16 protein-coding genes and 1 pseudogene are annotated in these 17,023 nt (G+C 61.8%); 6 read left to right on the top strand and 11 right to left on the bottom strand.

Annotated features, from left to right (window positions below):
* Window positions 1-2: 2 nt before the first annotated feature.
* The gene (locus GTP44_RS20315; RefSeq protein ID WP_161020836.1) at window positions 3-1,232 is read right to left on the bottom strand and encodes a hypothetical protein; all 1,230 of its coding nucleotides are present in this window, start codon (window positions 1,230-1,232) and stop codon (window positions 3-5) included.
* A 56-nt stretch (window positions 1,233-1,288) separates the two neighbouring features.
* Here GTP44_RS20315 and GTP44_RS20310 point away from each other — a divergent pair, with 56 nt between their 5' ends.
* On the top strand, window positions 1,289-1,777 hold the full coding sequence (locus GTP44_RS20310; protein ID WP_160990472.1) for a hypothetical protein: 489 nt from the start codon (window positions 1,289-1,291) through the stop codon (window positions 1,775-1,777).
* On the opposite strand, the gene fusA is transcribed toward GTP44_RS20310, so the two are convergent.
* Window positions 1,774-3,885, bottom strand: coding sequence for an elongation factor G (fusA, locus tag GTP44_RS20305; RefSeq protein WP_161020835.1), 2,112 nt, complete (start codon window positions 3,883-3,885; stop codon window positions 1,774-1,776). The genes GTP44_RS20310 and fusA overlap by 4 nt on opposite strands.
* Before the next feature lie 149 nt (window positions 3,886-4,034).
* Between fusA and GTP44_RS20300 the strand changes: the two genes are divergently transcribed.
* A complete protein-coding gene (locus GTP44_RS20300) occupies window positions 4,035-5,156 on the top strand; it encodes a phospholipase A (protein ID WP_161020834.1) in 1,122 nt (373 codons plus the stop codon).
* On the opposite strand, the gene GTP44_RS20295 is transcribed toward GTP44_RS20300, so the two are convergent.
* From GTP44_RS20295 to GTP44_RS27630, 5 genes and pseudogenes are all read right to left on the bottom strand, one after another.
* The gene (locus GTP44_RS20295) at window positions 5,153-5,350 is read right to left on the bottom strand and encodes a hypothetical protein (RefSeq protein ID WP_160990475.1); all 198 of its coding nucleotides are present in this window, start codon (window positions 5,348-5,350) and stop codon (window positions 5,153-5,155) included. The two genes, GTP44_RS20300 and GTP44_RS20295, sit on opposite strands and share 4 nt — an antisense overlap.
* Window positions 5,351-5,522: 172 nt before the next feature.
* Complete coding sequence (locus GTP44_RS20290) at window positions 5,523-5,924, bottom strand: hypothetical protein (protein ID WP_160990476.1); 402 nt, start codon at window positions 5,922-5,924, stop codon at window positions 5,523-5,525.
* On the bottom strand, window positions 5,911-6,366 hold the full coding sequence (locus GTP44_RS20285) for a hypothetical protein (RefSeq protein ID WP_161020833.1): 456 nt from the start codon (window positions 6,364-6,366) through the stop codon (window positions 5,911-5,913). The genes GTP44_RS20290 and GTP44_RS20285 overlap by 14 nt, the downstream gene beginning before the upstream one ends.
* Window positions 6,367-6,414: 48 nt before the next feature.
* Window positions 6,415-7,779: a TonB-dependent siderophore receptor gene (locus tag GTP44_RS27635; protein ID WP_229256997.1), complete on the bottom strand. Its 1,365-nt coding sequence runs from the start codon at window positions 7,777-7,779 to the stop codon at window positions 6,415-6,417.
* A 364-nt stretch (window positions 7,780-8,143) separates the two neighbouring features.
* Window positions 8,144-8,737 (bottom strand): annotated as a pseudogene (locus GTP44_RS27630) (TonB-dependent receptor plug domain-containing protein); the annotation flags it as partial.
* A 108-nt stretch (window positions 8,738-8,845) separates the two neighbouring features.
* On the opposite strand from GTP44_RS27630, the gene GTP44_RS20275 reads away from it, so the two are divergent.
* A complete protein-coding gene (locus tag GTP44_RS20275) occupies window positions 8,846-9,352 on the top strand; it encodes a MarR family winged helix-turn-helix transcriptional regulator (protein WP_161020832.1) in 507 nt (168 codons plus the stop codon).
* Window positions 9,349-11,601 carry a CocE/NonD family hydrolase gene (locus GTP44_RS20270; protein WP_161020831.1) on the top strand — a complete coding sequence of 751 codons (2,253 nt, stop codon included), beginning with the start codon at window positions 9,349-9,351 and terminating at the stop codon, window positions 11,599-11,601. Before GTP44_RS20275 ends, GTP44_RS20270 begins: the two co-directional genes overlap by 4 nt.
* Window positions 11,602-11,629: 28 nt before the next feature.
* Here the strand turns inward: GTP44_RS20270 and GTP44_RS20265 are convergent, their stop codons facing one another.
* Together GTP44_RS20265 and GTP44_RS20260 are read right to left on the bottom strand one after the other, a co-directional pair.
* Complete coding sequence (locus GTP44_RS20265) at window positions 11,630-11,878, bottom strand: hypothetical protein (RefSeq protein WP_160990480.1); 249 nt, start codon at window positions 11,876-11,878, stop codon at window positions 11,630-11,632.
* A gap of 58 nt (window positions 11,879-11,936) precedes the next feature.
* Entirely contained in the window at window positions 11,937-12,860 is a 924-nt protein-coding gene (locus tag GTP44_RS20260; RefSeq protein WP_161020830.1) for a class I SAM-dependent methyltransferase, read from the bottom strand.
* Window positions 12,861-13,012: 152 nt separating this feature from the next.
* Here GTP44_RS20260 and GTP44_RS20255 point away from each other — a divergent pair, with 152 nt between their 5' ends.
* Window positions 13,013-13,813 (top strand): alpha/beta fold hydrolase, encoded by an 801-nt coding sequence (locus tag GTP44_RS20255; RefSeq protein ID WP_161020829.1) that lies wholly within the window; start codon window positions 13,013-13,015, stop codon window positions 13,811-13,813.
* A gap of 87 nt (window positions 13,814-13,900) precedes the next feature.
* Complete coding sequence (locus GTP44_RS20250; RefSeq protein WP_161020828.1) at window positions 13,901-15,529, top strand: DUF3300 domain-containing protein; 1,629 nt, start codon at window positions 13,901-13,903, stop codon at window positions 15,527-15,529.
* A gap of 2 nt (window positions 15,530-15,531) precedes the next feature.
* Here the strand turns inward: GTP44_RS20250 and GTP44_RS20245 are convergent, their stop codons facing one another.
* Entirely contained in the window at window positions 15,532-16,188 is a 657-nt protein-coding gene (locus GTP44_RS20245; protein WP_161020827.1) for an ankyrin repeat domain-containing protein, read from the bottom strand.
* Window positions 16,185-16,964 (bottom strand): TatD family hydrolase, encoded by a 780-nt coding sequence (locus tag GTP44_RS20240; RefSeq protein ID WP_161020826.1) that lies wholly within the window; start codon window positions 16,962-16,964, stop codon window positions 16,185-16,187. The genes GTP44_RS20245 and GTP44_RS20240 overlap by 4 nt, the downstream gene beginning before the upstream one ends.
* Window positions 16,965-17,023 lie beyond the last annotated feature (59 nt).

The raw sequence follows: 17,023 nt of genomic DNA, 5'->3' as shown, positions 1-17,023 counted from the left end.
CCTCACCAGTTGAACCGCAACGACAGCGTCAGGCTGCGCTCGGTCTGCACCGGCGCCTCGCCGAGCTGCAGGCGCGCGCCCCGGTCGCTGCGCACCAGCAGCGCCTCCGTCATCAGCGATACGCGGTCGGCCAGCGGCGCATCGTAAGCCAGCGCCACGGCATAGCCGCGCTCGTTGTTCGGGTCGGTTGGAAGATGGTCGTGCTCGCGCGTGCTGAAGCGGTCGTAGCGCAGCGTCGCCGTGCCGGGGCCGAGCGGATGGCTCGCCAGCAAGAACCATGACCGGAAGTCCAGCGCCACCAGGTTGCGCCCCATCATCGTATCGCCGGCCATGGCTTGCGCCGCCAGTTCCCACTCGCCGCGCGGCCGCCACACCGCGCTCAGATGGGTGAAGCGCGTGCGCCAGCCCCACTGGTTATCCTTGATGGCGGTGGCGTCCGCCAAATTATCGTAACGGAGTGACGACAATTCCAGCGTCCGGCCCAGGCCCAGATTGGCGCCGTAGTAATAGCCAAGCCGGCCGTCGATTTCACGGAACGGATGGATGGTGCGGCTCTGCGCGGGAATCGGGCCGTCCGGCGCGTAGGACGGCAGGTTCGGCAGCAGCAAGGCGTCGTTGCGGCCGCCGATGCGGTCACTGATCGACCAGCCGCGCCAGGCCAGCAGCGTACCGGTCGGATCGTTGCCGTTGAAGACGGCGGCCAGCAGGCCGACATCGTAAGGCGCATCGACGTAACGTCCCAGCCGGCGCGCGCTCCACTCAATGCCGTTGGTGCGCAATTCCTCGCCGATCCAGCTGTTGATGGCGGCGCTGGAGACGGTGTGTTTCGGCAGCCAGCCGACGCTGTCGTAATCGGTTTCCACGCTGGTCGGCGGAAAGAAGAAGCCGGCCTTGACGCGCGTTTTCCACGCGCCGGCCGGCAGCGGACTCCATGCCAGCCAGGCCTCGCGCACGCCCACCGCGCGGCCCCGGTGTTGCTGCTCGGCGCTCAACACCACGCTGGCGCTGATGCTGTCGGCCTCGTCCATGTCCCCTTGCAGCACCGCCTGGCCGACGCTTAGTCGCGGCGACTGCGCGTCATAACGCGTTTTGCCCATGCCGCCGTCGAGAAAACCGCGGTTGGCGCCGGCATCGACGGCGCGCACGTCCAGCAGGCCGCGCCACTCGGCGCCGTCCGCGCCGCCGGCCAGGGTCATCAGCGCCAGCAAAATCGGAGGGGGTGTGAATCTCATGCGCGCATGATACACGGCTATAATCCACCGTCCCAACCTGATGAAGAAAGCTTCGGATGATCAAAAGTTTACGTGTTGCCGGTCTGGCGCTGCTGGCCTGCGTGTCCGGCGCGGCCATGGCCGACACCTTCGAAACCATCGACTCGGCGCCGCTGAATGAAGTGTGGCTGAACGGCGGTTTCCACACCTGGCACTTCCAGCGCGATAAAAACCTGAACGGCGCCAATGGCGGCATCGGCGGCGAGTGGCGCTTTTCGACGGTGGCGTCGGCCACGGCCGGCCGTTTCTACAATAGCGACCGCGCGTATTCCAACTATCTCGGTGTCTACTACCAGCCGTGGAAGGTCGGGCCGGTGCGCATCGGCGCGGTGCTGGGCGCTTTTGACGGCTACCCTAAAATGCGCAATGGCGGCTGGTTTCCCGCCGCCATCCCCACGTTGAGCTATGAATACAAACGGGTTGGCGTCAACCTCGGCATCATCCCGTCGTACAAGGACCGGCTGTACGGAGGCATCTCCGTACAGCTGAAAGTCAAAGCGTTTTAAGCTTTCGCCTTGGTCACGGCGATCTGGTCCAGGATGTGTTTCGGAACTTCGGCATAGTTCTTGAACTCCATCGTGTAGGTCGCCCGGCCCTGCGTCAGCGAGCGCAGCGTGGTTGAGTAGCCGAACATCTCGGCCAGCGGCACGGCGGCGCGGATGATCTTGCCGCCACCGCCCGGAATCTCATCCATGCCCTGCACCATGCCGCGCCGCGACGTCAAATCGCCCATGGCGTTGCCCATGAACTCTTCCGGCGTTTCCACCTCGACCTGCATCACCGGTTCCAGCAGCACCGGGCCGGCCCGCTTCATGCCCTCCTTGAACGCCATCGAACCGGCCATGCGGAACGCATTCTCGTTCGAGTCGACGTCGTGGTACGAGCCGAACGTCAGCGTGGCGCGCACGTCGACCACCGGATAGCCGGCCAGCACGCCCTGCTTCAGCGTCTCCTGGATGCCCTTGTCCACCGCCGGGATGAACTCGCGCGGCACCACGCCACCTTTGATGGCGTCGACAAACTCGTAGCCCTTGCCGCCCGGCGCCAACGGTTCCAGCGTTAGCACCACATGGCCGTACTGGCCGCGTCCGCCCGATTGCTTGACGAACTTGCCCTCGACATCGGTGGCGGTCTTGGTGATGGTTTCGCGGTAAGCCACCTGCGGCTTGCCGACCGTCGCCTCCACGCCAAACTCGCGCCGCATGCGGTCCACCAGAATCTCCAGGTGCAGCTCGCCCATGCCGGACATGATGGTCTGGCCCGATTCCTCGTCGGTATGCACGCGGAACGACGGGTCTTCCTGCGCCAGGCGATTCAGGGCGATGCCCATTTTTTCCTGGTCGACCTTGGTTTTCGGCTCGACCGCCTGTGAAATCACCGGCTCGGGGAAGATCATCTTCTCCAGCACGATGACGTCGTCCGGCGAGCTGAGCGTATCCCCGGTGGTCACGCCTTTCAGGCCCACCGCGGCGGCGATATCGCCGGCGTACACTTCCTTGATTTCCTTGCGCTCGTTGGCGTGCATCTGCAGGATGCGACCCAGACGCTCTTTCTGCGCCTTGGTCGGGTTATAGACCGTGTCGCCGGAATTCACCACGCCGGAATACACGCGGAAGAAGGTCAACTGGCCGACGAACGGGTCGGTCATGATCTTGAACGCCAGCGCCGAGAACGGATCGGTGTCGGTCGGATGGCGCTCGATCGGCCGGTCCTGCTCGTCCGTACCGGCGATCGCCGGCACATCCACCGGCGACGGCAGATACTCGACGACCGCGTCCAGCATCGCCTGCACGCCACGGTTCTTGAAGGCGCTGCCGGCCAGCATCGGCACGATTTCGTTGCGGATGGTACGCAGGCGCAGGCCGGCTTTGATCTCGTCCTCGCTCAGCTCGCCGCCATCCAGGTATTTCTGCAGCAGCTCGGGCGTCGCCTCGGCGGCGGCCTCCACCATTTTCTCGCGCCATGACTGCGCCACGGCCTGCAAATCGGCCGGGATGTCCTCATAGGTGAACTTGACGCCCAGCGTCTCGTCATCCCAGTTAATCGCGCGCATCTTGACCAGGTCAATCACGCCGTGGAAGTTATCCTCGGCGCCCAGCGGCACCTGGATCGGCACGGCCACGCCCTTCAGGCGGTTGGCGATCTGCTCGCGCATGCGGAAAAAGTCGGCGCCAACGCGGTCCATCTTGTTGATGAACGCGATCCGCGGCACCTTGTACTTGTTCGCCTGGCGCCACACGGTTTCCGACTGCGGCTGCACGCCGCCGACGGCGTCATACACCATCACGGCGCCATCGAGCACGCGCATCGAGCGCTCGACCTCAATGGTAAAGTCGACGTGGCCGGGCGTATCGATGATGTTGATGCGGTGTTCGGCGAAATTGCCGGCCATGCCTTTCCAGAAGGCGGTGGTGGCGGCCGAGGTGATGGTGATCCCGCGTTCCTGCTCCTGCTCCATCCAGTCCATTGTCGCCGCGCCATTGTGCACCTCGCCGATTTTATGGTTGACTCCGGTATAAAACAGGATGCGCTCGGTGGTCGTCGTTTTACCGGCGTCGATGTGGGCGCTGATGCCAATATTGCGATAGCGCTCGATGGGGGTCTTGCGGGTCATGACAATCTCCTTAGGGATACTGCTGCGGAAGTCTCAAGTGCGGCATGCGTGCCCGAATTCAAGGGCTGGTTAGCGTGCGACGTGACTAGTGGCAATTAATGTAGTCTTGCGTATAAATTCTTAGCTTACCTCTCACCTGGATAAACTGCATGCGTGTGCGACCAAAAACCCCTCTCTTTCTGACTTTTGGCATAGTGCCGGCCCTGGCTTTCGCCCAGCCCTCCGAGCTGGAACTGCGTCTGGAACGCTGTTCGGTGCTGGGCGACGCCTCCGCCCGCCTGGCCTGTTACGACGGGCTGGCCAAGGTGGCGCCGACGGTCAAGGCGGCCGGCGAGAACGCCATCGTGGCCCCGGCCGCCGACGTCAACGCCAAGGTGGCGGCAGCCACCGACGCCCCGCCCCGCACCCAGCCAGTCGCGCCACCGCCGGCACCGAACGTGCCGCCCAAGGTCGCCGAGCTGACCACCATCAAGCCGGAAGACACCGTCTCGCGCATGGTGCAGGAATGGGAACTGGACCGCTCGTCCAAACGTGGCGTGTTCAATTTCCGTCCGCATAATGACAGTTACCTGTTGCTGGCGAATTACAGCACCAGCTCCAATGATGCGCCTTTTGAGGAATTCACGCCGGCCGGCATCAAGTCCAAGCACGTGGAACTGACGTATCAGATCAGCTTCAAGATGAAAATGATTGAACATTTGCTCAGCACGCCGGTGGATTTGTGGTTCGGCTACACCCAGAACAGCTTCTGGCAGGCCTACAACCGCGCCGCGTCCAGCCCGTTCCGCGAAACCAACTACCAGCCGGAGCTGATGCTGACCACGCCGCTGGCGCTGGACCTCGGCATTCTCGACGTGCGCCGCCTGACCCTGGGCCTGAATCACCAGTCCAACGGGCAAACGTCCACGCTGTCGCGCAGCTGGAATCGGCTGTATGCGGAAGTGGGGGCGGAAAAAGGCAAGTTCGGTGTCTCGTTCCGTCTGTGGAAGCGGCTGGACAACGCCCGCTCGGACAACGACAACATCGACATCACCGATTACATGGGCCATGGCGACCTCCGCGCCAGCTACCGCTGGGACGGCCACGAGATCTCGTTGATGGCGCGCCGCAACCTGTCGACCAACCACGGCGCGTTGCAGTTGGGCTGGGCCTTCCCGGTCGTGGCCAATCTAAAGGGCTATGTGCAAGGCTTCAGCGGCTACGGCCAGAGCCTGATCGACTATAACTACGCGCAGAAATCCATCGGCGCCGGTTTCAAGGTCGACTTTTAACGGGGATTGCCACCCAGGATGCGCGCCGGCAGCATGACGATGGCGCGCAGCAGCTCGAACACACCCTCGACGCCGATGCCGATCAGGCGAAACGGCAAGGTCAGCAGCCAGATTAGCGGATACAGCATTAGCGCCAGCAAGGCCAGCGGCCAGCAAACGAACAGCAACACCAGCCACAGCATAAAACTCAGCATGAGAAGCTCCCGATACAGTGAATTCATTGTCGATGAGGTCACTGTATCGGAGCGGCCGGCCAGCGGCCAACGGCTTGCGACCAACTGCGTAAAACGCCGACCAAAGGCCGCTTTGCGCCGATGAACGGGATCTTTGCCCTACGCTTGGGCCGACATTGCTTCCATAACTCGATCAGCGGGATGATTTTCCATCCGTTGGGAGCAGTTCTCTCGCCATCCCGATTGCCTGCTCACGTGAAGCGGCAAGCAGTAGAGGGTAGCCCCAGAACTTGGCAAAAACGACCGAAAATGCCTTGAAACCAAGACGTTTTGCCGCGTTGGGTTCGACCATGATCATTGCCAGAACCAGCCTTCGCAACTCAACCTTGTTCTTTTTCATCCACAGCGCGGTGCGCTTTTTTTCTTCGGGCGAGTGCTCGTGGTCGTCGGCAGGTACGGTATCGGTCAAGAGCACGAAGGGGACGCCGCGCCGCAAATTGGCCTCGAATTCATCGAAGTCCGGCTGGTGATCATGGCCGGGTTCTTGTGAAAGATTCATCCAGACCAGAGGGAAGTTGGAACTATTGATAGACATGGTTGTTTCCTTTGTTTTTGATGCGGCCCCAGGTGGCCGCAATGGCGAACACGCCGGGCAACGCGATGAAGAACACCGCAGAGAAGGCAACGTGCCAGCCGTCGCGCAACCCGTCGGAGATGCCGCCCAGGGTATTGAGGGCGACCAGCAGACTGCCGAGGACCAGCGCCCCCCACTGAGCAGTACGGGTGCCGATCAGCGCCAGCAGCACGGTGACTATCCAGCAACCATAGAATGCGGAAAACATCCACAGTACGTCCGGCTCAAAGGTAATCGCCGGGGGCGCCCCCTTCGCTCGGACAAAGTCGTTTACGTAGAAGAACAACTGGAAGGTTACAAAAAGCACGGCGCCCGCGGCTGTCGTCAACCAGAACAAGGCGACCTTGTTGGGGTTGTTGATGGCCAGGTCTTGGGCGGGGCTTCGGGACGGCTGAACGGTCATAGGAATTTTCTCGATAATTAATGGGTTAAGCTTTTGCAGGCGGCCAAATCAATACCGATAGTTCAGCGTCACCATCACGTTGCGTGGTGCGCCGTAACTCACGGTGTCGAAATCACCCTTTTGTAGCGCGTACTTCTTGTCGAGCACGTTGTTGACGTTGACGGCCACGGTGGTCTGCTTCGTGATGGCGTAACGTGCGACCAGCGACACCAGCGCGTATGAACTCTGTTCCCCACCCATGGTACTGGTGCCAGTGTTGCGCGCCTGGTAGAAGCGGCTTTGCCATTTGACGCCGCCACCGAGCGTCAACTTGCGCCACTCTCCGGGCAACTGGTAGGTGGTGAAAAACTGGGCGGTGGTGCGCGGTATTTGCGAATTCAGGCGCAAGCCATTGCCATCTTGCGCCGTAAAGTGCGCGAGACCTGCGTAGAGGTTCCAGTCACGCGCCAGCGCGCCCTGCAAGTCCAGCTCGATCCCGCGCGACTTCGTCCCATCCGCGCCGGTATAGGCTTGGGCGCCGCCTGGCGTATAGGTTCCGGCGACCATCTGTGCCGCGTTGTCCAGCTCGGTCTCGAACAAGGCCACCGACGCATTCAGACGCCCCTCCAGGTAAGTGCCTTTGAGGCCGATTTCCTCGGTTTTCCCCTTTGATGGCGTGAGCACATTGCCCTTGCTGTCCCGGTAGTCGGTTTGCGGATTGAAGATGCCCGTGTAGCTGACGTAGGCCGAATAGGTCTTGTCGATGTCGTAGATCAAGCCGGCATACGGCGTGAATTCATTGCTTTTTTTGTAGTGCAACGACGTGCCATTGGCGTTATCGTCGATTTCGTAGGTGCTGAAGCGGCCGCCGACGACGAGTTTCAGCGGGTCAGCCAGCGATAACCGGGCGGCGCTGTAGACACCGCGCTGCTTGATTAAGGTGCGGGTCGGTATCGAAGCCATGGCATCGAAATCAGGGGGAGGATAGGCCGGGCTCAGGTCATAGACATTGACCGGCGCAACGCCTGCATAGAACGGTGCGATATCCAGTTGGCTGGCCGTGCGGCGCGAACTCGTCGCCCCCAGTACCAGCGCATGTTGGCGCCCCAGCAGCTCGAAGGGGCCGCGCGCCATCATGTCGAAGGTGTTTTGACGGCTGCTACCTTCGGACGCCAGCGCGACCGGATAGGCCCCGTTGGGATAGGAGCCCAGTCCGGTGACGCGATCGGGGCGGCCGACCAGACCAAGCAGTTCGGCAGCGTATTCGGTGCGGTACTGGTTCGCCATGGCACGGAGGCTCCAGCCGTTGTCGAAGCGGTGCTCGACCTCGGCAAACGCGGTCTTCAGGGTGTTGTTCCAATGGCTCCAGTCCTGCGCATAGTTCTTGCCGCGTGCATACTCGGCCAGCGTGCCGTCGCCGAACCATAGCGGCAAAACCGCCCCAGGTGGAGCCCTTCGGTGTGATGTCCTGGTAGTCATAGCCCAAGCTCACTGTCGTGGCGGGTGCAAGATCTGCCTCGATGATGCCGTAAGCCGCCTTCCTCTGCGGCTTGTAGCCGTTGAGGTACGAGTCGCCGTCCTGGTACGTCCCGACCATGCGCGCGCGGATGTGACCGTCCTCGGTCAACGGCGTCGATACGTCCGCCATTCCCCGGTGGGTATCCCAGCTCCCCGCACCGAGCGCGACGGATGCCGACAATTCAGGCGTCGGGCGTTTGCGCACCAGGTTGATGGCCGCCGAGGGATTGCCGGTGCCGGTCAGCAAGCCGGAGCCGCCGCGCACGACCTCGACACGATCATAGAACGCGGTATCGGCAGAACCGATGCCGCTCCCATTGACGATGTTGCCGACGACGGTGGGGATGCCATCGTACTGGACGTTGTTGATCAAAAAACCCCGCGAATAGAAACTCGTCCGTTCGCTGTCGGACTGGTACGCCGCGACGCCCGTGGCGTTCTCCAGCACCCCCTGCACCGAATTCAATTGCTGATCGTCGATGCGCTGGCGCGTGATCACCGTCACTGCCTGCGGGGTTTCCCGCAGCGACAGCGGCAGATGCGTCGCCGCCGCCGTCTGGCCAGTGGCGTAGGAACCTGTACCTTCGCACACTGCGGCGGCACGATCCAGACGCCATCTTCGATTTCGCAGTTGAGGATGCCGCGCACGGAGTAAATCAGTTGTGCCTTGCGGTGCTGATGCCGGGCATTTTCCCAGTCCTTGGATACCAAGGCGGCACTCAACGTTAAAACTGGGCGCGAAACGCTGTCGACGTCCATCGGTGGGGTGAGATCGGTAAGGGCAATGCGCGACATGATGCGTGACGATAGAGAGGATAAGGCATTGGCCTAATAAGAAAATATTATCGCTAACTTGCTCAATGACGTCCAGCATTGCGCGGCTATGGCGCGATGAACCCATGCAGGGCAGTCCGACCGCAACCAACATCGGTAATAAATTACGTAACTTGCTACCGAAATGGGAAACTGCTATGATTTATGCATGCCAAACGACGATTTCGTCCGCTCGCTCGGACCTGCCTTCCTCCCCCACATGCTCCGCCGCCTGTCCGACCTGATGGTCGATGCGGGAACGGAATGGACCAAACTCGCTCCCGCGCTACCGCCGGTGAGAACCCACTCGACGATGTTCGCGCTCGACAGGCACGGAGAGTTGGCGGTGACGGAACTGGCGGCGCTGATCCGGCAGTCGCATCCCCATGCATTGCAATGGGTCAAGGCATTGGAGAAGCTCGGCCTCGTCGCGCGGCATCGCCATCCAAACGACGCCCGCAGGACGATGTTGCGCCTGACCGTCAAAGGGGCTGCGACCATGCCCGCGATCCATCATGCCAGATCGGTCAACGAAGAGGTGGTGCGCCGTTTGTCGGCGGAGCTCGGTGATGACTTGTGGGAACGACTGGGGCGCCTGGAGGCGATACTTAACGACCGATCATACATAGCCCGAATGACCGAAATTGCAAAGTCTGTCGGTGAGGACGACCGATGACGATACGACTGACCCTCGCGGCTTGTGTGGCGATGATCGCTGTCTCAACTACCGCACCAGCAAAAGTGGACATGGCTCCCGGCGCGAGCGGAGGCAGCACGGGTTCGCCAGACGGTGCGGGCGACGACGAGGCGAGCTTGGCCACGTCGCTGCTTGAACGCTACAGGACAGCGAGCGTTCCGGCAGAGCTATCCACCCGCTATCTGCTACAGATAGCGGCCGGGCGCTTCGAAGATGCCGAACGCACGATCGAGCGGCTGCAAGGTCTTTACCGGCCTGAACGGCCCAAGATGGCGAATGCGCTGGTTCCCTGGCGAATTTATGTGCAATTCCGCCGTGATGAATCGCGGGGAATGGATGCGCCGGGCGCATTGAAACGCGCTTTCGACACATTTTACGGCAGCCTGCCAAACAAGCGGATGGCCGACATATTGCCTGAATACAGCGCCAACCTCGACCGGCTTCAGGCAACATACGACGCAGGCTTGAAAGCCTGCGCCGATCGCCCTTTACGCGCCTGCGCGACCGCAGCCGACGTCATTGCGTCCCATCAGGCGCTGCTCGCATGGCAGCGCCTGACTCCCGCGTCCGCGCCCTTAATTCGCGCGGATGCGGAACGGCGCTTCATCATCGATGATCGCCTGCTGATCACGACACCGGACGGCGCGCAGATCGCTGCGATGACTGTGCGCCCGCGCGAACCGGCCGGGACCAAGCGGGTCGCACTGCTCAATTTCACGATCTACGCTAACGACGCCTGGAGCTTTGCCGATGCAGTCAAGATGGCTGCACACGGCTATGCCGGTGCGGTGGCGTATACACGTGGCAAAGGCCGGAGCCCGGGCACTGCCGTCCCCTACGAGCATGACGGCGCGGATGCGGCCGCCGTTATCAATTGGCTGGCGCGTCAGCCATGGAGCGATGGTCGGGTCGGGATGTTCAGCGGCAGCTACAATGCCTCCACCCAATGGGCTGCAGTCAAGCAACGTCCCCCTGCGCTAAAGGCGATCGCCACCAACGCCAGCAACGCGCCCGGCATCGACGCTCCGATGCAGGGCAACATTTTCAAAAATTTCATCTACCCGTGGACTTTCTACACGACAAACAGCAAAGGCCTCGATGACCGGACTTATGGCGACCGCAGTCGTTGGAACCAACTCAATCGCAACTGGTATCTTAGCGGACGTCCCTACCGTGATCTCGATCACATTGATGGGACGCCGAACCCGGTCTTCGACACCTGGCTGAGACATCCAACCTACGACGCTTATTGGCAGCGCCTGATCCCTTACGGGGAAGAGTTTGCAAAGATCGACATTCCGGTGTTCGTCGAGGCGGGCTATTATGACGGCGGCCTGGTAGGCGCGCTCTACTATCTGCAACAGCACTATCGCTATCGCCCGTCCGCCGACCACCGACTGCTCGTTGGCCCCTATCATCATACGGCCATGCAGACGGGCGTGCTTCCGACGGTCGCCGGGTACGACGTTGATCGCGCGGCGATGGTGGACCTTCAGGACATTCGCTTGAAATGGTTCGACCATGTGTTTCATGGCGCGCCGCTGCCCGAGATCCTGCGCGACCGTATCAATTTTCAGGTGATGGGGGCAAACCGCTGGCGCCATCTCTCCAACCTGGCGGCGATGGCCGATCGCCGCCAGCGCCTGTATCTGACCGGCGAGCGCCAAGGGGACGATCTTCTGTTTGGCAGCACGGCACCGACTGCCGGCTCAGCGCCCGAACTGCGCGTCGATATGACCGATCGGAGCGATGTTGACCTGGACATTCCGGCTGATAAACCCGATATCCGCAATGCCTTGGTTTTCACGACCGCACCGTTGCCGGAACCGGTCGAGGTCAATGGACTGTTTCATGTGAGATTTGACGTCATCACAAATAAACGGGATTTCGACTTGGTGGTCGAATTCTTCGAAAAACGTCGCGATGGCAAATTTCTGCCGTTGGCATCCTATCTGGGCAGGGCAAGCCATATGAGGGACCGCGGCACGCGTCACCTTTTGCGTCCGGGACAGCCCACCACGCTTACCTTTTCAAGTCAGACACTGACCGCCCGTCTGCTCGGAGCCGGCAGTCGGATCATCGCGGTAATCGGTGTTCCTAAACAGCCGGATATGCAGATTAACTACGGGTCGGGACGTCCTGTCAGCGACGAGTCGATCGCGGATGCCGGCGAGCCGATCATCATCAAATGGCGTCACGGCAGCTATGTCGATCTTGGCCTACATTAACTCGCCTCGTGCGGCGATCCTGCGCCCGCTACTGGCCCAGGCAAATAATCTTGGTGACGTACTCTTTGGCGTTGGGCTTTTTCCTGGTCGCCCAGGCGATCGCCTCGTTGGCCTGCTCGATGGTCAGGACGGAGGCCTTGTCCTTGGACTTGATGAAGGACACGCCCTCAAACACCCCCTCCTTGCTGCGCATGACTTTGGCGAACACGGGCGGTTTGTTGTCGCCGTCGGCGATCTTGTTTTGCTGGATCAGGTAGCGTTGGTCGGTCTGGCTCATCATCTTTCTTTCTCAAAAGACGAAATATACGCGCCAGAACGACCGCCGTGGGAGTTTTTTATGCGAACACGGGAACCGCCGGCGCCGTTTGCGGCACGGCTTGGTACAACACTTCGGCCGTCAGCGACGCCTGCAGCGCGGCGATGGCGCCACCGGCACGGTACTGGAAGCTCACTTGCAGCACGTCGCCCTCGCGCGCCTTGACCGGCGTCGCCAGCGGCAGCGTCATGTAGTGGTTCAGCCAGTCGATCGTGGTCGACCGCTCCTGCACCACCGCCAGAATGTTCTTGGTGACGAAGCGCAAGGCGTTGATCTCGCCGTTGCGTTCGACCACGAACTTCCCTTGCCAGGCGTACGTCAGCTCATTCGGCTGGTTAAAATCGATGATGCTGTAGACGGCCGGCGGCGCCGCTTCCACCGTGCCGGGGTAAATCACCGTGGTCTCCTGGAACTGCACGATGGGCGCGTAAAAGCCTTCGAAGTCATATTCCTGTTGCAGCGGCTGCACCGCCATGATGACCGCCTCCGGCAGGAACACTGGCAGCGGGCCGCCAAAGCGCTCGGTATAGCGGCGCTTGAACGATTCGATCACCTCCACCTGCTTCTCGCGCAGCATGCCGACGTGGATCATCTCGCAGATCACCACGTCCACCGGCTCCGGCGGCAGGTATTCGAAGGCGTCGGCGTGGACCACCTCGACTTTTTCGCCGTTCGGATTCATTGCCAGGAATTTGCGCGCTTCCCTCACCATGTCCGGATTGAACTCGACGCAGTACACCTTGGAGGCCTTGGCCGCCGCGAACCAAGACAGCACGCCGGTGCCGCCGCCCAGTTCCAGCACCTTGGCGCCTGGCTTGACGGCGTAGTCGATGGCGGACTTGAACCCGTGCATGCGGTTCTGATCCATCAGCATGTTGTGATGGTAGTGGAGAGGAATGAACTGCCCCAGATAGCAGCTCTCGATTTCGCGTTCGTTCAGCATGGCGGGTCCTTGGTTGATGCACTGGGGCCATTATCGTTAAGATTGCCGCTACACGATGCGGTGAACTGGGGAACAAACACCCTCCAATTCTCAGCAGTTGCGCGTTTGCCATCATTGCGTTTACAGTAGTTCTCCCTTGATTCGGAGCAGCAATGTCTATCCAGTACCGCAACAATGTTCACTGCCACGGCGATGGTCCGGCAACCGTCATGTTCGTTCACGGTTACGGCTGCGACCAGCAGATGTGGCGCTTCATCTATCCATCTTTGCTGGGCCGCTATCGGGTGGTGCTGCTCGATCTGGTCGGCAGCGGCGGTTCGGACTTGAGCGCCTACGACCGCGACAAGTACAGCACACTGCATGGCCATGCGGAAGATATTCTGGATGTGATCGATCTGTATGCGAAGGCGCCGGTGGTGTTTGTCGGGCACTCGGTCAGCGCGATGATCGGCATGCTGGCGTCCATCATGTCGCCGGAGAAGTTCCGCGCGCAGATCATGGTCGGGCCGTCGGCCAGCTACATCAACGATGGCGACTACGTTGGCGGCTACAATCCGGAAGATATCGACGGCCTGCTGCAACTGATGGAGGTCGATTACGATGGCTGGGTCAAGCGCATGGCGCCGGCCATCATGGGCGCGCCGCATCCGATCTTGTCCAAAGAGCTGCTGGCCCGCTTCCAGCGCAACGATCCGGAGATTACCCGCCACTTCGCCCGCGTCACCTTTACCGCCGACCACCGCGCGGACCTGGCCAAGTCCACCGTGCCGGCGCTGATCCTGCAATGCAGCGACGACCTGATCGCCCCGCGCGAGGTCGGCGAGTACCTGCATGCCCACCTGGCCAACAGCCAGCTGGCGGTGATCGACAACGTCGGCCATTGCCCGCATCTGAGCGCGCCATCGGCCAGCTTTGAGCGGATTGACCGCTTTCTGCAGCAACTCGGCTGTTGACCCCTCGCACGTTACAACAGGTAACAGCTTCGGCAGCGAACCCCTGCTAATCTAGGTTCATGTCCGATGCAATGATGAGGTCCTATAATGCGAGTGCCTGCAAAAACCCTGACGATGGTGGTCTCGTCATCCCTGCTGCTTGGCATGCTGAGTGGCTGCAACAAAACCCCTGACACGCAGCAGCAAAGCAGCGCGCCGTTGGCGACCGCATCGCCGGCGCCGTACACGCCGCCCACCGCCGAGCAACTGTCGCAGATGGTCGCGCCGATCGCGCTGTTCCCCGATAAACTGCTCGGCCAGGTGCTGGCCGGCGCCACGTATCCGGCGCAGATCAGCGCGGCAGATCAATGGCTGGCGCAAAATCCAACGCTGAAAGGCGACGCGCTGCAAAGCGCCGAGGCCAATCAGCCCTGGGATGTCAGCGTCAAGGGGCTGACCGCCTTTCCGAGTGTTCTCGACCAGATGGCGGGCAACATTCAATGGACCACCTCGCTCGGCCAAGCCTACGCCAACGACCCCACCGACGTAATGAACGCGATTCAGGTGCTGCGCCAGCGCGCGCAGCAAGCGGGCACGCTGAAGAGTTCGCAGCATCTGATCGTGTCGACGCGTGAGCGCGCGGCGCCGCCGCAGGAGATGTCGGTGACCGTGGTCGATCCCGAACCGCATCGGATCGTGATGCCGCCGAAGACCACCATCATCATCGAGCCGGCCGAGCCGGACGTGGTCTATGTGCCGCACTACAACCCGGCCGTGGTCTACGGCGCGCCGGTCGCCGTCTACCCTGGCTGGGTGTATCGTGAACCGGTCTATACGCACCAGGATCTGGTGACCACCGGCGCCATTTCCTTCGGCGTGGGCGTGCTGGTCGGCGCGATGGTGGATCATCATTCAAGCTGGGGCTGGAATGCCTGGGGCGTCGATTGGGGCAGCCCAATGCCGCATCCTGGCTATGGCGGGGGCTGGCGCCCGCCGGCGGTGGTGTACAACAATAATACCTACGTCACCAAATCGGTGTCGGTGGTGAACCGCGTTAATAATGTGAACAATAATGTGAACGTCACGAATAACAACTACCGCGTGACCAACAACATTGATAATCACAACCGCAATATCAATGTCGCCCCCGCAGCAGCGCCCTTGCCTGCGCAGCAGGCTAACAGGATGATGAGCATGCCGCATTTCACCCCGCGCGACATGGCGGCCGGTGCGCGTCCTTTAGCGGCCAGTGCGTTTGCGCCGCCACACCAGGCCGCACCGCAGATGCGACATGCCGAGACCGCGCCAGCCCAGCCGTCGTTCAGGCAGGAACGGCCGATGCTTGCGCACAAGCAGTCAGCGGTGCAGCCAGCCGCGGTACCGCATGAACACCCTGCCGTGGAGCGCAGTCTGGCCAGCAGCATGGCGCCGGCACCCGCGTTCCATCCGCAGCAACACGACCAGTTCCGCGACCAGTTCCGCGATCAGCCACACGATCAACCGCGCGATCAACCGCGCGAACAGGCTCGTCTGCACACGCAGGTGCAAGCGCCATCGCAGCCGGTCGCCTTTAAGCCAGCCCCATCAATGCCGCCAGCGCATATGCAACCGCAGCACGACAGAATGATGGCGCATCAGGAGCATCCACACCCAGCCCAGGCTGCGCGGCACGAGGAAAGGCACGCGCAGCATGAGCCCGGCCATGGCAAGCATGAAGGCGAGCCGAAACACGGCTAAGCTTACTGTTTTTTCGCCAGGAAGGCGTTGATGCTCTTGGCGATCCAGGGCTTTTCGGCCTTGAGGGCGAAGCCGGCGGCGGTGAGGTGGAAGCCGCGGTCTTGCAGCATGGCGTCGGCGCCCTCCACCAGCAGCAGGCCGACGACGTCTTCCTGGCCCTCGCGGGCGGCGATCATCAGCGGCGTCATGCCGGTCGGCGTTTCGGCGTCGATGTAGGCGTGCTTTTCCAACAGCAACGAGGTGATCTCGACGCTGCCGGCCGCGGCGGCGTAATGTAATGCCGTCCAGCCTTTTTGATTAACCTGCGCGCCGTGATTCAGCAAGTCCATCACGGCCGCCCGGTTGTTGCGGAAGGCCGCCATCATCAGCGCGGTGTTGCCGTTGGGCGCCTTGGCTTCGAGGTCGATGCCGGGCGTATCCATCAGCAGGCGGGCGACCTTCAACGATTCGTAGCGCATGGCGATGATCAGGCCGGTTTCGCCGTTGGAGTCGCGCGTGTTCGGATTGACGCCGCGCGACAGGGCTTTCTTCACCCGGTCTACCCCGTCCAGCTGCGCCGCGCGGATGAAGTCCACTTCGTCATCGGTCTGCTGGGCGGCCCACGATGGCAGCGCCACCGCGGCCGCCAGAGCCAACATGACCAGCCGGCGCGTCATCATGCCGGCACACTGAACAGCTTGCGGAAGTTGGCCGTGGTCTGCGCCGCGACGTCTTCCACCGACACGCCCTTCAGCTTGGCGATAAACTCCGCCACATGGGCCACAAAGCCAGGCTCATTCATCCTGCCGCGGTACGGTACCGGCGCCAGATAAGGCGCATCGGTCTCGATGAGGATGCGTTCCAGCGGCAGTTCCAGCGCCACCGCCTGCAACTCCTTGGCGCTCTTGAATGTCACGATACCGGAGAACGAGATATAAAAGCCCATCTCGATCGCCGCCTTCGCCACCTCCAGCGACTCGGTAAAGCAATGCATGACGCCGGCCACGCCACCGGCGTCCGTGCCGGCGCCCTCTTCCCGCATGATGCGGATGGTGTCCTCGCTGGCGCTGCGGGTATGAATAATCAGCGGCTTGCGGGTGATGCGCGAGGCCTTGATGTGCGTGCGGAAACGCTCGCGCTGCCATTCCAGATCGCCTTCGAGGCGGTAGTAATCCAGCCCGGTCTCGCCGATGGCGATGATTTTCGGGTCGTCCGCCAGCTGCACCAGCTGCTCGACCGACGGTTCGGGCGTGTCCTCATAATCCGGATGCACGCCGACCGACGCGTAGATGTGCGGATACTGATGCGCCAGCGCCAGCACCTGCGGGAAATCCGGCAGGTCGACCGACACGCACAAGGCGTGGGTCACGCGGTTGTCGGCCATCTTGGCGAGAATCTCGGGCATGCGCGCGGCCAGCTCCGGGAAATTGATGTGGCAATGGGAGTCGATATACATGCCCCGATTGTAACCGATCCCGCCCTGGCACCGTTTCTGTGGAAACGATGCCACCAAGA

The organism is Duganella lactea (assembly GCF_009857505.1).
GTDB lineage: Bacteria > Pseudomonadota > Gammaproteobacteria > Burkholderiales > Burkholderiaceae_D > Rugamonas > Rugamonas lactea.
This window is presented reverse-complemented; position numbering and strand designations above follow the sequence as displayed.

Bases quoted from the DNA above. Each gene is read 5' to 3' on its own strand.
- GTP44_RS20245 (WP_161020827.1), bottom strand. From the start codon at position 16,188: ATGATGACGCGCCGGCTGGTCATGTTGGCTCTGGCGGCCGCGGTGGCG.
- GTP44_RS20315 (WP_161020836.1), bottom strand. From the start codon at position 1,232: ATGAGATTCACACCCCCTCCGATTTTGCTGGCGCTGATGACCCTGGCC.
- GTP44_RS20310 (WP_160990472.1), top strand. From the start codon at position 1,289: ATGATCAAAAGTTTACGTGTTGCCGGTCTGGCGCTGCTGGCCTGCGTG.
- GTP44_RS20265 (WP_160990480.1), bottom strand. From the start codon at position 11,878: ATGAGCCAGACCGACCAACGCTACCTGATCCAGCAAAACAAGATCGCC.
- GTP44_RS20240 (WP_161020826.1), bottom strand. From the start codon at position 16,964: ATGTATATCGACTCCCATTGCCACATCAATTTCCCGGAGCTGGCCGCG.
- GTP44_RS20300 (WP_161020834.1), top strand. From the start codon at position 4,035: ATGCGTGTGCGACCAAAAACCCCTCTCTTTCTGACTTTTGGCATAGTG.
- GTP44_RS20260 (WP_161020830.1), bottom strand. From the start codon at position 12,860: ATGCTGAACGAACGCGAAATCGAGAGCTGCTATCTGGGGCAGTTCATT.
- GTP44_RS20270 (WP_161020831.1), top strand. From the start codon at position 9,349: ATGACGATACGACTGACCCTCGCGGCTTGTGTGGCGATGATCGCTGTC.
- GTP44_RS20255 (WP_161020829.1), top strand. From the start codon at position 13,013: ATGTCTATCCAGTACCGCAACAATGTTCACTGCCACGGCGATGGTCCG.
- fusA (WP_161020835.1), bottom strand. From the start codon at position 3,885: ATGACCCGCAAGACCCCCATCGAGCGCTATCGCAATATTGGCATCAGC.
- GTP44_RS20285 (WP_161020833.1), bottom strand. From the start codon at position 6,366: ATGACCGTTCAGCCGTCCCGAAGCCCCGCCCAAGACCTGGCCATCAAC.
- GTP44_RS20250 (WP_161020828.1), top strand. From the start codon at position 13,901: ATGCGAGTGCCTGCAAAAACCCTGACGATGGTGGTCTCGTCATCCCTG.
- GTP44_RS20295 (WP_160990475.1), bottom strand. From the start codon at position 5,350: ATGCTGAGTTTTATGCTGTGGCTGGTGTTGCTGTTCGTTTGCTGGCCG.
- GTP44_RS20290 (WP_160990476.1), bottom strand. From the start codon at position 5,924: ATGTCTATCAATAGTTCCAACTTCCCTCTGGTCTGGATGAATCTTTCA.
- GTP44_RS20275 (WP_161020832.1), top strand. From the start codon at position 8,846: ATGCCAAACGACGATTTCGTCCGCTCGCTCGGACCTGCCTTCCTCCCC.